This is a genomic window from Proteus sp. TJ1640 (assembly GCF_003144445.1).
Classification (GTDB): Bacteria; Pseudomonadota; Gammaproteobacteria; order Enterobacterales; family Enterobacteriaceae; genus Proteus; species Proteus penneri.
This window is the reverse complement of record NZ_PENY01000022.1, coordinates 256070-269377: the sequence shown is the minus strand read 5'-3', so window position 1 is coordinate 269377 and position 13308 is coordinate 256070. Positions and strand designations below refer to the sequence as shown.

Annotated in this window: 11 protein-coding genes; all 11 read left to right on the top strand. The window is 42.0% G+C overall.

Annotation, left to right across the window (positions count from 1 at the left end; genetic code table 11):
• The first annotated feature begins 6 nt into the window (after positions 1–6).
• The gene (locus DK861_RS10595) at positions 7–945 is read left to right on the top strand and encodes an FAD-binding protein (protein WP_109400057.1); all 939 of its coding nucleotides are present in this window, start codon (positions 7–9) and stop codon (positions 943–945) included.
• Between the two features lie 56 nt (positions 946–1001).
• Entirely contained in the window at positions 1002–2294 is a 1293-nt protein-coding gene (gene fixC / locus DK861_RS10590) for an FAD-dependent oxidoreductase FixC (protein ID WP_109400056.1), read from the top strand.
• Positions 2291–2578, top strand: a complete 288-nt coding sequence (fixX, locus tag DK861_RS10585; protein ID WP_109400055.1) for a ferredoxin-like protein FixX — start codon at positions 2291–2293, stop codon at positions 2576–2578. Before fixC ends, fixX begins: the two co-directional genes overlap by 4 nt.
• Positions 2579–2663: 85 nt before the next feature.
• On the top strand, positions 2664–3986 hold the full coding sequence (locus DK861_RS10580) for an MFS transporter (protein WP_109400054.1): 1323 nt from the start codon (positions 2664–2666) through the stop codon (positions 3984–3986).
• Positions 3987–4449: 463 nt separating this feature from the next.
• Positions 4450–6087 (top strand): AMP-binding protein, encoded by a 1638-nt coding sequence (locus DK861_RS10575; protein WP_109400053.1) that lies wholly within the window; start codon positions 4450–4452, stop codon positions 6085–6087.
• A 66-nt stretch (positions 6088–6153) separates the two neighbouring features.
• Positions 6154–7389 carry a CoA transferase gene (locus tag DK861_RS10570; RefSeq protein WP_109400052.1) on the top strand — a complete coding sequence of 412 codons (1236 nt, stop codon included), beginning with the start codon at positions 6154–6156 and terminating at the stop codon, positions 7387–7389.
• A gap of 36 nt (positions 7390–7425) precedes the next feature.
• A complete protein-coding gene (locus DK861_RS10565; protein ID WP_072064401.1) occupies positions 7426–8253 on the top strand; it encodes an acyl-CoA dehydratase activase in 828 nt (275 codons plus the stop codon).
• Complete coding sequence (locus tag DK861_RS10560) at positions 8250–9491, top strand: 2-hydroxyacyl-CoA dehydratase family protein (RefSeq protein WP_109400051.1); 1242 nt, start codon at positions 8250–8252, stop codon at positions 9489–9491. The genes DK861_RS10565 and DK861_RS10560 overlap by 4 nt, the downstream gene beginning before the upstream one ends.
• Positions 9491–10624: a 2-hydroxyacyl-CoA dehydratase family protein gene (locus DK861_RS10555; protein WP_109400050.1), complete on the top strand. Its 1134-nt coding sequence runs from the start codon at positions 9491–9493 to the stop codon at positions 10622–10624. Before DK861_RS10560 ends, DK861_RS10555 begins: the two co-directional genes overlap by 1 nt.
• Positions 10625–10704: 80 nt before the next feature.
• Positions 10705–12024: a GntP family permease gene (locus DK861_RS10550; protein WP_109400049.1), complete on the top strand. Its 1320-nt coding sequence runs from the start codon at positions 10705–10707 to the stop codon at positions 12022–12024.
• Between the two features lie 95 nt (positions 12025–12119).
• Positions 12120–13259, top strand: coding sequence for an acyl-CoA dehydrogenase family protein (locus tag DK861_RS10545; RefSeq protein WP_109400048.1), 1140 nt, complete (start codon positions 12120–12122; stop codon positions 13257–13259).
• The last annotated feature ends 49 nt before the right edge of the window (positions 13260–13308 follow it).

Sequence of the window (13308 nt, the reverse complement as noted above, 5' to 3'; positions counted from 1 at the left end):
GGAGTTATGAGTCAGTTTTCAACTGTTTGGGTATTTAGTGATGCACTTTCCCGTTTACCAGAATTAATGGGTGGTGCTTCTTCAGTAGGTCAATCTATTAATGTATTTACCTTGAATGATGAACAAAGTGCGCTTGCCTTTAAATTAGGTGCAACAGCGGTTTTCCAATTAGAAGGCAAACCAGACGATCGCATTATTGAAGACTATGCACAAAGCATGGTTGAAATCATCAAACAAAACGATGATGCAGGTTTAGTGCTATTACCTAATACACGTCGTGGCAAATTACTCGCAGCACGCTTAGGCCATCGTTTAGAGGCAGTTGTTTCTAATGACGCACAATCTTTAAAAGCAGAGGGTGATGCATTAGTAACAAAACACATGGTTTACGGTGGTCTTGCCTTTGGTGATGAAACGCTGAAAACGCCTTATTGCGTAGTGACTGCAAGTGTAGGTGCCTTTGATGTTACACCAGAAACAGGGGCGACGGGGAATGCACAAAAAGTGGCATGGATTGCGCCATCTCAAACTATCGTTTGTAATTCAGTTCAGCCGCGTGCAATCAATGCCGTCGATTTAGATAAAGCACGCTTTGTTGTCAGTGTAGGTCGCGGTATTGGTAGCAAAGAAAATATCGTCATTGCAGAAGAATTAGCGAAAGCCATTGGTGCTGAAATCGCCTGTTCTCGTCCTGTTGCTGAAAACGAAAAATGGATGGAACACGAGCGCTATGTCGGTATTTCTAATCTGATGTTGAAACCAGAACTCTATTTGGCTGCCGGTATTTCAGGGCAAATTCAACATATGGTTGGTGCTAATGGCGCACAAACTATTGTTGCTATTAATAAAGACAAAAATGCACCTATCTTCCAATTTGCTGACTACGGCATTGTCGGTGATTTAATGAAGATTTTACCTGCATTAACTCGTCAATTATCTAACTGATTTATTTAAGCAGGGAAGGGGACTTCTCTGCGTTTATCGCAAATTCTGGAGATGTTATGTCCGATTCCGAAGATATTTTCGATGCCATTATTGTTGGCGCAGGATTAGCAGGATCTGTGGCTGCACTTGTTTTGGCAAGGGAAGGCGCACAAGTATTGCTAATAGAAAGAGGTAACTACGCTGGCGGGAAAAATGTAACCGGTGGTCGTATGTATGCACATACTCTTGAACGCATCATTCCTGAGTTTGCGCAAGAAGCACCCGTTGAACGCGTTATTACTCACGAAAAATTGTCATTTATGACTGAAACCGGCGCAATGACAATTGATTACCAAAATGCCGAAGGAAATAACCCCAAAACCGCCTCTTGGTCTGTATTACGTGGTGAATTTGATCAATGGCTAATGGAACAAGCCGAAAATGCGGGTGCGCAATGTATTACAGGTATTCGCGTTGATAAGCTCGTCGAGCGTGATGGCAAGATTGTCGGTGTGGAAGCTGATGGTGATGTATTAGAGGCTAAAGCCGTTATTTTAGCTGATGGTGTGAATTCTATCTTAGCTGAACAGTTAGGGATGACAAAACGTGTTGCCGCTGAAAATGTCGCAGTAGGCGTAAAAGAGATCATCGAATTGCCTGAAAGTGTGATTAAAGATCGCTTTAACCTAAAAGATAACGAAGGCGCGGCTTGGTTATTCGCGGGATCACCTACTGATGGATTAATGGGCGGTGGTTTTTTATATACCAATAAAACCACGCTCTCTTTAGGTCTTGTTTGTGGGCTTCACCATATTAAAGATGCGAAAAAATCCGTACCACAAATGCTGGAAGATTTTAAACAGCATCCTGTTGTTGCTCCGCTCATTGAGGGTGGAAAAATGGTGGAGTATGGTGCGCATGTCGTTCCAGAAGCGGGCTTAAGAATGCAAAACGAATTAGTACGCGATGGTGTATTAATTGCTGGTGATGCAGCAGGGATGTGTATGAACCTTGGTTTTACTATCCGTGGCATGGATTTAGCGATGGCATCTGGTGAAGCGGCTGCCAAAACGGTGCTTTCTGCTATGGCAAAAAATGATTTTAGTAAACAATCACTCAATGAATATCTCAAACATTTAGAAGATGGCCCATTGCGCGATATGAAAGCGTATCAGCGTATGCCTGATTTACTTGATAATCCTCGTATGTTCACTGCTTATCCTGAAATGGTCGTTGGTATCGCGAAAGATCTCTTTACCGTTACGGGTGAAGCACCCGTACCAATGCGTAAAACCATGCTGCGTCATACCAAAAAAGTCGGTTGGATGAATCTGATCAAAGATGGGATCAAAGGAGTAAAAGCAATATGAGTTCTCCCGTAAATGTCGATGTCAAACTAGGCATCAATAAATTTAATGTCGATGAAGAAAATCCACATATCGTTGTTAAAGAGCAACCCGATAGGCAGGTATTAGAAACCTTAGTCAAAGCGTGTCCTGCAGGTCTGTATAAAAAACAAGAAGATGGCACTATCAGTTTTGATTATGCAGGGTGCTTAGAGTGTGGAACGTGTCGAATTCTTGGTTTAGATAGTGCGCTTGAAAAATGGGAATATCCACGCGGAACTTTTGGCGTGGAATATCGTTACGGATGATGTATCGCTACTTTTCTCCCAGAGCTGTCTCCGGCCTGGGAGCTTTTCTTTTTTATTTTATTTAGAAAAATACCAGGACACAGTCATGCAACCCAGAAACTTTGATGATATTCGTTTTACCTCTGTACATCGTCGGGTGATGTTATGGGGGAGTGGCGGCCCTTTTCTTGACGGCTATGTGTTAGTGATTATCGGTGTGGCATTAGAGCAACTCACACCGTTATTACAGCTTGATGCACGATGGATCGGTCTGCTTGGTGCGGCAACATTAGCAGGGCTTTTTATTGGTACATCACTCTTTGGTTATATTTGTGACAAAGTCGGTCGCCGTAAAATGTTCCTCGCGGATATTGTGGCTATTGCGCTTATTTCGATTGCAACGATGTTTGTGTCAACGCCAGTGGGCTTGTTAGTGATGCGATTTTTGATTGGGATTGTGATTGGTGCTGACTACCCGATTGCGACATCAATGATCACGGAGTTTTCCAATAAAAAACAACGCGCTTTTGCTGTCGGTTTTATTGCCGCAATGTGGTATATCGGGGCAACATGTGCCAACTTAGTCGGTTATCTTTTATATGATGTTGCAGATGGCTGGCGCTGGATGTTGGGCAGTGCTTTTATTCCTTGCGTTATTATTTTAATTGGTCGCTTTGATTTGCCTGAATCTCCGCTTTGGTTAATACGTAAAGGGCGCATTCAAGAGTGTAATGAAATGATGATCAAACTCTTTGGCGAGCCAGTGGTTTTTGAAGCGGAAGATGCTAAAACAACGCGTTTTATCGAGCTATTTAATAAACGTCACTTCTCTTTTGTGTTGTTTGTTGCGGTGATTTGGACTTGCCAAGTTATCCCAATGTTTGCCATTTATACTTTTGGACCACAAATTGTCGGTTTATTAGGATGGGATACGGGACGAAGTGCGGCATTGGGTAATGTGGTCATCAGTCTGTTCTTTATGTTTGGGTGTATTCCCGCTATGTTTTGGTTAAACCAGACAGGACGACGCCCATTATTGATTGGTAGTTTTGCCATGATGACATTGGCATTATTCGTGCTGGGTGTTTTCCCTAATCTGCCTATTTTATTTGTGATCTTAGCGTTTGCGACTTACGCCTTTTTCTCTGGTGGCCCCGGAATTTTACAATGGCTCTATCCTAACGAATTGTTTCCAACCGATATTCGTGCATCGGCAGTGGGCATTATTATGTCGATAAGCCGTATTGGTACGGTCATTTCAACTTGTGCATTACCTGCCTTTATCGCTACTTACGGGATTAATACGACGATGCTAGTGGGTGCCGCAATCTCTTTATTCGGCATGATAGTTTCTGTGTTGTTTGCACCAGAAACCAAAGGATTAACGCTTAATCAGACTTCAACCATGCCAATGAGACGGGGTAAATAACACCTTTAATTGATAAGCAAGAAAATAAGTTAAGCAATTTAAATCATTTTTTATTTAGATGTTATAAAATCTAATTATTATTGTATTTATTTTTATATTATTTCAATTTAAATTATCACACCAATAATTATTGATAAGATTTGTTTATACCTTAAAGAGATGTGAGACTATTTATATTAAAGAGAGAGGTTTTATTATTTAAATAAAATGACTCTCTCTTTTATTTTTAAAAATAACACCTTTATAACGCCTTAGTTTCAAATTTATTTCATTGTTATTAATTCATCTTCAATTACGAATTATATTTAACTCATCAAATCTAGACCCCAATCACAAATCTCTCTCAGACTATTCAAATGACGAAAAACAGTTCGTTATTTACCAAGAATGAATAATTTCCCCTACCCAGAATAAGGTCATTACAGACGCAAACACCAGCAAAAAAGCGGTTGAGTAGGTATTTATGACCTTATTAGAAATAACAGTTAAAGAATGTCTAAACAATATTGTAAAGCAATATGCTTCACAAATAGCCTTGATTGAAAGCCAAAGTAAAAAGACACTTTCTTGGCAACAATTACAACAAGAAGTAGAAAATGTTGCGCGTGGTTTTTTAGCGATTGGTTTAAAAAAAGGTGATCGTTTAGGTATTTGGTCTGCTAATAGTAAAGAGTGGATAATTTGTTTTCTTGCTGCGGCTCAAATTGGTGTTCCTGTTGTTTGTATTAACTTTCATTTTAAAAAAAGAGAGTTATTAGATTTATGTCGATTAACCGGTATTAAAGCATTATGTTTTTCTGATGGGTTTAAAAGTAATGACTTTATTGAAGTGATTAATTGCCTTGCTAAAAAAGTAACTGAAAATAAGGATGTATTACCCCAGTTATTTATTAGCATGGGAAATAAATCGGCAGAAAAAAGCGTCTCATTATCTCAATTAAAAGCAATTAGCCAAACAATATCAGAGAAAGAATATCAACAGGCTATTTCACAAGTCAGTGTAAAAGATTTACTGACTATTCAAATGACTTCAGGCAGTACAGCGATGCCTAAAGGTGTCATGTTAAGCCAATATAATGTGATTAATAATGCCATGCTGTCAGCACAGCGATTAGGCGTAACGTATAACGATGTCATTTGTCTTGCGGTTCCTCTGTTCCACTGCTTTGGGCTCTCTTCTTGCCTCTTTTTTGCGTTAACAACCGGATGCCAATTAGTTCTTCTTGATAACTATTGTGCTGAAGATGTTTTAAACGTCGTTCAAGACTATCGTTGCACCGTTATGCATGGCGTACCAACGATTTTTAGCCGTTTAATGAAACACGAGCAGTTTTCTCACTACGATTTATCTAGTCTTGATAAAGGCATTATTGCCGGAGCAAGTTTTCCTCCTGCGTTAATTAATGAGATTGAAAATACGCTAGGAATGAAAGGGATCACCGTTTCTTATGGACAAACAGAAGCTTCGCCTTGTTGTACTCAAACATTACCAAACGATGCATTACCCATAAAACGCAGTTCTATCGGTAAACCATTACCTTTTGTTGAAATGAAAATCATTAGTCCAAAAACGGCTAAACCTGTGCCAGTGGGCGTTTTGGGTGAAATTTGTACCCGAGGCTTCCATGTGATGATGGGCTATGACAATGCCCCAGATAAAACCAAGGAAGCTCTAGACGAAGAAGGTTGGTTACATACAGGGGATATTGGTTATGTCGATGAACAAGGAAATTACCACTACGCCTATCGCATGAAAGAGATTGTCGTTCGTGGTGGTGAAAATATTAGCCTTTGTGAAATAGAAGAGGCCATTGCGGAATATCCCGGTGTTGACGCAACGAAAGCGTTCGGCATTCCTTCTGTCGATTTAGGCGAGGAAGTGATTGCCACCATTTGTGTGCAAAAAGACTGCACCCTAAATGAAAGCGAATTACGTGCATTTCTACAAGAGCGACTAGCTCGCTACAAAATCCCCAAAGAACTCCATTTCTTTACGCAGTTTCCTCATACCCCTTGCGGAAAAATTGATGTGCAAGCCCTGAAATTGCAATTGGGTTATGGCGTTTCAATCAAGGATGAAAAAACCAAAGTAGCGGGTTAAGTGACAACGGATTTATCCACATTCTGACAACAGCAGTATGAAGTCTAAAAATAATTAGGAGAAAAAATGACAAGTCGTAAAGCACTAGAAGGCGTCACAGTAGTTGAGTTGGCGACCTTTATTGCCGTACCCGCAGCGGGTCGTATTTTAGCTGATATGGGGGCGAACGTAATCAAAATTGAATCCCCAAGTGGTGATAACTTACGTTACACCGCACCGACTGAAGGCCGTCCGTTAGATCAACATGAAAATACCAGTTTTGATTTAGAAAACGCCAATAAACGTGGCATCGTGTTGAATACGAAAACAGAAGCAGGGAAAAAAATTCTGTTTGAGCTGCTAGAAAAAGCGGACATTTTCTTAACTAACTGGCGTCCTGGGGCAAGAGAACGCGCAGGGTTAGATTATGAAACGTTAAAACAACGCTTTCCAAAATTAGTTTACGCCAGCGTGACAGGCTATGGTGATGAAGGTCCAGATAAAGACTTACCCGGATTTGACTACACGGCATTCTTTGCTCGTGGCGGCATTTTAGGTTCGCTGTACCAAAAAGGCACAGTGCCGATGAACGTGATCCCAGGCCTTGGTGATCACCAATGTGCGTTAGGTTTAGTGTCTGGTGTGCTAGCTGCTTATATTCGCGCTAAAAATATTGGTCAAGGTGAGTATGTTTCAACTAACTTACTGCATACTTCAATTTATACCCAAGCAATCATGATCCAAGCGGCACAATACCCAGATTATGGTCAGCCGTATCCAATCGATCGTCGTAATACCACCAGCCCATTTATTCTGGCTTATAAAACAAAAGATGACCGTTTTATTCAAGTCTGTATGCCTGTTTATGACGCCTACTATCCAACCTTTATTTCTTGTATTGGTCGTCCAGATTTAGCGGAAGATGCTCGTTATACACGCCTACAAGAAGTGGCAAAAAATAATCGCTCCCCTGAATTATATGATCTGATTTGGCAGCAAGTTGAGCAAAAAACAGCGTCAGAGTGGGCCGATATTTTCACCAAAAACGATATCCCATTCAGTATTGCGCAAACTTGGGAAGAGGTACTGGAAGACAAACAGGCTTGGGCAATTAACACCTTCTACAACATGAAGTACAAAAATGGCAGTGAAAAAGCCTTAGTTCGTCCACCAATTGATTTCTTAGAGAGTGGCTTACCTGAATATCGTCGTGGTCCTTTGTTAGGTGAAGACACACCGTCTGTATTAGCTGAATTAGGGTATAGCGCAGAAGAAATTGCCAGCCTTGAAGCCAATAAAGACGTGATGACGTGGAAAGAATAATCCACTTATTTTTTTAATTTTCAGGAGAGCAAAGGCATGCAACAAGACATTTTCACAATGGGCGTTGATATCGGATCGTCTGCATCAAAATGCATCATCATGAAAAATGGTGACGCGATTGTCGCTAAATCACTGGCATCAGTGGGTGCAGGAACTTCTGGGCCTGAAAAAGCGATCGCTGAAGTATTAAGCCAGTTTGGTGGCTCCCTCAGTCAGATTAGTTGGATCTGTGCAACAGGATATGGCCGTAATTCTCTGAAAGAAGCCAATAAAGAAGTGAGCGAACTGAGCTGTCATGCCAAAGGCGCGCACTTTCTTTTTCCGGGCGTAAAAACAGTGATTGATATCGGTGGTCAAGACGTTAAAGCACTTCATATGGATGGTGTGGGCCGTTTATTAAACTTTGTGATGAATGACAAGTGCGCTGCCGGTACAGGACGCTTTTTAGATGTCATGTCGAGAGTATTAGAAACCAAGATTTCTGATCTCGCTCAAGAGGGCGCTAAGTCCACTAAAAAAGTCACGATTAGCTCAACCTGTACTGTGTTCTCTGAATCAGAAGTCATTTCTCATCTCGCGAATAACGAAACAATACCCGACGTGATTAATGGTATTCACCGCTCTGTGGCTAGCCGTATTGCTGGTCTTGCAAAACGAGTGGGGGTTGAAGCCCCTGTCGTGATGACAGGCGGTGTTGCCAGTAATTTTGAAGTTGTTCGTTATGTAAGCGAAGAGCTGAACGCCTCTATCGCTACCTCACCTTTATCACAATACAACGGGGCGATAGGTGCCGCCATTTATGCCTTTGAAGCGTACCGCCATCAACTGGAAGACGATGCGTTAACAATAGGAACATCAAAATGAGCAATGTAGATATGAATGCGCCGGATTATATTCCTGCGAAAAAACGACTGCAAAAAATCGCTGCTGATGCTTATCAGCGTGCGTGGGATGCTAAAAATAGCGGTGAGAAAATAGGGTGGTGTGCCTCTAATTTCCCTCAAGAAATCGCTGAAACATTAGGTTTATGTGTCGTTTACCCCGAAAACCAAGCTGCTGCGATTGCAGCAAAAGGCGCGGGTTTAAAAATGTGTGAGCATGCAGAAAGCATGGGATATTCCAATGATATTTGTGCTTATGCTCGGATCAGCCTCTCTTACATGGATATTAAACAGTGTGAAGAGATGGATATGCCTCAGCCTGACTTCTTGCTGTGCTGCAACAATATCTGTAACTGCATGATCAAGTGGTATGAAAATATCGCATACGAATTGAATATCCCAATGATCCTTATCGATATTCCTTATAAAAATGATTATGACACTGATGACGTGACAGTGAAGTATGTTCAAGCGCAATTTGATGATGCGATTAAACAACTTGAAAAAGTCACTGGCAAAGTCTTCTCTGAAGAGAAATTTAAAGAAGTCTGTGAAATCTCACAACGCACAGGGCGTGCATGGCTAAAAGCCGCAGAATATTGCCAATATGAACCGTCTCCAATGAATGGTTTTGATCTGTTTAATCACATGGCTGTTGCTGTTTGTGCTCGCGGTAAATTAGAAGCCGCACTGGCTTTTGAGCAACTGTGTGAAGAGATGGAACAAAACATCAAAGAGAAAAAATCGACTTACCGCGGTGAAGAAAAATACCGTGTTCTCTTTGAAGGTATCGCCTGCTGGCCTTATTTGCGTGCCACATCTACCCCGTTAAAAGAGCAAGGTATCAACGTTACCGCTACTGTTTACGCCACTGCATTTGGTGTGATTTATCAAAATAGTGACGAGATGATGCGTGCTTACTCTTACGTTCCTAACTGTGTCTCTGTTGAGCGTGCGGCAGATATGCGTATTGATGTGAGCCGTCAAAATAAAGTTGATGGTGCAATTATTCACGTTAACCGCAGTTGTAAGCTCTGGAGTGGCATTATGCCCGAAATTGAGCGCCGTATTCGCCATGAACTTAAGATCCCAACGGTGACGTTTGATGGCGACCAAGCAGATCCTCGTGTTTTCTCTGAAGCGCAGTATGTCACCCGTGTTGAAGCATTAACAGAAATTATGGCTGCGAATAAAGCAGATATGAAAAAGGGAGACATCTAATGAAAACATTAACGGATAGATTTGATGAGCTGCAAGCGGTGGTGGATAACCCCGTTGCGCAATTAGAAGGTTTTATTCGTAGTGGCAAAAAGGTGATTGGTTGTTTTCCTGAATATACTCCGAATGAAATTGTCTATGCGGCAGGTATGGTGCCTTTTGGCATTTGGGGCGCGGAAGGACGTGAGATCTCAGAAGCGAAGAAATATTTTCCGCCATTCTATTGTGCATTGGCACTTTCTTCACTTGAGATGGGATTGGATGGTGCGCTGAATAAGCTGTCAGCAGCCATAATTCCTTCTTTGTGTGACACCTTAAAATGCTTAGGGCAAAACTGGAAAGCCGGTGTGCCACAAGTGCCTTTTATCCAATTGGTGCATCCACAAAATCGTAAAACCCCAGCGGGTATTGCTTTTTTAACCGAACAATACAAAAAAATTGCACTGCAATTAGGGGAAATTTCAGGTCAGCCTGTGACAGATGATGCACTAAAAAATGCGATCCATCTGTTTAATCAGCGTCGTGCCGCGTTACGCGAATTTTCAGAGATGGCTGCGCTTCATCCAAACTTAATCACGCCACAACGTCGTAATACTGTGATCAAAAGTGGTTATTTTATGGATGTCGTTGAACATACAAAAGCCGTTGAATCCATTGTTGCACAATGCAAAACCTTATCTGCAGAACCGTGGAAAGGACACAAAGTTGTTGTGACAGGCATTATTGCGGATAGCCCTTCTATTCTACAAATTTTGGCTGATAACAAGATGGCGATTGTGGCAGATGAAGTGGCACATGAGTCTCGTCAGTTCCGTCAAGATATCCCAGAAAATAACGCACCTTATGAAGCAATGGCAGAGCAAATCGCCCAGCTTGAAGGGTGTTCACTTTTATATGATCCAGAGAAAAAACGCGGGCGTTTAATTGCCGATATGGTGAAAAGCACAGGCGCTGATGGTGTTGTCTATTTGCTAACAAAATTCTGTGATCCTGAAGAATTCGATGCCCCGATAGTGAAGAAATTCCTCGATAGAGAAGGCATTCCTTCCATCATTATCGAAATCGATCAGCAAACTAAAACGTATGAACAAGCTAGAACGGCACTGCAAACTTTTGCTGATGTGCTTTCTGCTTAACAACATTAATCAATAGTCACAAAAGACCTGTGTGGATAGCACAGGTCAATTGAACCCTAACACATATAAGTGGGGCAATCATGGGTATTATTTGTTTAATCATTGGGCTAGCGATATTAATGATCATGTGTATGAAAGGCATACATATCTTCATTTCTGTCTTTACCACTAGCCTATTTCTTGCTGTGACTGCATGGCTTGTATCACCCGATATGCTTAATCCTGTCGATGCACTGTTACAAGTGTATACCGGTGGGTTAGGTGGCTATTTTGGTAGCTTCTTCTTCATTTTCGTACTCGGTGCGATTTTTGGCAAATTAACCGCTATCAGTGGCGCTGCTGATAGTGTTGCCTCTTTTATTATTGGTAAATTTGGTGAAAGAGCGGTTATTCCTTCATTAGTCGCAGCTTGTGCCATTTTAGCCTACGGCGGTGTGTCAGTGTTTGTTGCACTGTTTACCGTCTATTCAATGATGGTGAGTTTATTCCGCAAAGCCAATCTTCCTCGCAGACTTATTCCTGCTGTCTATTTTGCCGGTGCAGGTACGTTTGTGATGATCATGCCAGGATCACCACAAATCCAAAACCTTATCCCAATGAAGTTCTTAGGTACGTCAGCTACGGCCGGTTTAGTACCGGGTATGTTGACAGCATTGTTCCAAATCACCTTAGTGATTATTTATCTCACTTGGTTATTTAAGCGTGTAAAAGCGAAAGGTGAAGGCTGGGTTGAAGACGAAAAAACAGCGAAGGCAGAGGAAGGTAAAAAAGATCGTCAATTACCCAATGTGCTCGTTGCATTACTCCCTATGCTTATTTTGCTGGTCGTGCTGAATATCCTGAAATGGGACCCTGCTATTGCACTATTCTGCGCCATTATCGCCGCCTTGATTGTGTATTTACGCTATCTCGATTGGAAAAAGCTCGTACCTAATTTGGCTGCAGGAACAATGGAAGGGGTGACCTCTCTCTTTAATACGGCGGTTATTGTTGGGTTTGGGGCATTAGTGATGACCTTACCTTCGTTCAAAGAATCATTCCAAGCGATTGCTCAATCGGGGCTGAATCCACTTGTTGTGACTGCAATTTCGGTCGGCGCTTTGGTGTTTATCAGTGGCTCAGGCTCCGGTGCGTTAAGTATTGCTATGCCAATGATTGCTGCAATGTTCCCTGCAACTGTGGTTGATCAAGGCTCCTTACACCGTGTGGCCACCATGGCATCAATGAGTACAACTCCGCCATTTAACGGATTGATTATTACTGTCTTTAGCGTTTGTGGTGTCAGCCATAAAGAGGGCTATGGCCCTGTAGGAACGTTAACTCTCGCTATCCCACTGTTAGCCATGATGTTTATGTTGCTGCTGTACACCTTCTTACCTGCATCCATAGCGACGATGTAGCAATAACGTTAACCGATTAATGCGTGCGATAAGACGTCAAACGTGAAATCGCACGCCATAGAGATACCCCTATCTATTCACAGAGGAAGATAAACATGGATTTTCAGCTAACAGAAGAACAAGTCCTGATCCGCGATATGGTCAGAGAGTTTGTTGAAAATGATATTAAGCCTATTGCTGGCGAAATTGATAAAGAACACCGTTTTCCAAGTGAAAGCGTTGCACCTATGGCTGAATTAGGACTCTTTGGTTTCAATATTGATGAAAATTATGGTGGAACAGAAGCTGATGCAATTAGCTATGTATTAGCAACAGAAGAAATGGCAAAAGTCAGCGCTGCACACGCCATGATCATGGGGTCACAGTGTTCATTAACTGGCCCTGTTATTCAAAAATATGCTGATGAAGAAACCAAAGCACGTATTTTACCGGGAGTGGTTTCAGGTGAACAAATGGGTTGTTTCTGTTTATCCGAACCAAGTGCGGGTTGTGATGCCGCAGCTCAACAAACAACTGCAGTTCGTCAAGGTGATAATTATGTGATCAATGGCTCTAAATTGTGGATCACAGCAGCCCCTCAAGGTGCATTCTTTATCGTATTTGCCATGACTGATAAAAGTGCGGGCGTTAAAGGGATCACGGCATTCTTAGTTGAGCGTGATAACCCAGGGATCAGCATTGGTTTACCAGAAGAAAAAATGGGTATGAATGGTTCTGAAACCTGTTCTGTCAGTTTTAGTGATTGTGTTGTACCTGTTAGCGCACGTTTAGGTGCTGAAGGTAAAGGCTTTAGTATTGCCATGGAAACCTTAGATGGTGGCCGTTTAAGCTGTTCAGCGATTGCGTTAGGTATCGCACAAAGTGCATTAGATGCCACGATTGATTACACCAAAGAGCGTATTCAATTTGGAAAACCTATTGCAGCCAACCAAGGTGTGCAATGGATGCTAGTGGATATGGCTACCCGTGTAGATTGTGCTCGTATGTTGGTGTATCGCGCAGCTGCGGCAAAAATTGCTGGGCTTCCTTATACCCGCGAATCAGCACAAGCCAAATTATACGCTTCTGAAACAGCAACCTATGTAACTCAAAAAGCCGTTCAACTCCACGGCGGTATGGGTTACACCAAATCTTATCCTGTTGAACGCCTAATGCGTGAAGCAAAACTCACTGAAATTTTTGAAGGCACAAGCGAAGTGCAACGCATGGTGATCGCTAAACATATTTTAGCGTAATGACATTGGGATTTTATTAATTTGCTCCCTTGAGCAAAACGGAGAATGT

What these genes read in the sequence shown, in the direction of transcription:
- DK861_RS10595 (WP_109400057.1), top strand. Translation starts at nt 7, where the DNA reads ATGAGTCAGTTTTCAACTGTTTGGGTATTTAGTGATGCACTTTCCCGT.
- fixC (WP_109400056.1), top strand. Translation starts at nt 1,002, where the DNA reads ATGTCCGATTCCGAAGATATTTTCGATGCCATTATTGTTGGCGCAGGA.
- fixX (WP_109400055.1), top strand. Translation starts at nt 2,291, where the DNA reads ATGAGTTCTCCCGTAAATGTCGATGTCAAACTAGGCATCAATAAATTT.
- DK861_RS10580 (WP_109400054.1), top strand. Translation starts at nt 2,664, where the DNA reads ATGCAACCCAGAAACTTTGATGATATTCGTTTTACCTCTGTACATCGT.
- DK861_RS10575 (WP_109400053.1), top strand. Translation starts at nt 4,450, where the DNA reads ATGACCTTATTAGAAATAACAGTTAAAGAATGTCTAAACAATATTGTA.
- DK861_RS10570 (WP_109400052.1), top strand. Translation starts at nt 6,154, where the DNA reads ATGACAAGTCGTAAAGCACTAGAAGGCGTCACAGTAGTTGAGTTGGCG.
- DK861_RS10565 (WP_072064401.1), top strand. Translation starts at nt 7,426, where the DNA reads ATGCAACAAGACATTTTCACAATGGGCGTTGATATCGGATCGTCTGCA.
- DK861_RS10560 (WP_109400051.1), top strand. Translation starts at nt 8,250, where the DNA reads ATGAGCAATGTAGATATGAATGCGCCGGATTATATTCCTGCGAAAAAA.
- DK861_RS10555 (WP_109400050.1), top strand. Translation starts at nt 9,491, where the DNA reads ATGAAAACATTAACGGATAGATTTGATGAGCTGCAAGCGGTGGTGGAT.
- DK861_RS10550 (WP_109400049.1), top strand. Translation starts at nt 10,705, where the DNA reads ATGGGTATTATTTGTTTAATCATTGGGCTAGCGATATTAATGATCATG.
- DK861_RS10545 (WP_109400048.1), top strand. Translation starts at nt 12,120, where the DNA reads ATGGATTTTCAGCTAACAGAAGAACAAGTCCTGATCCGCGATATGGTC.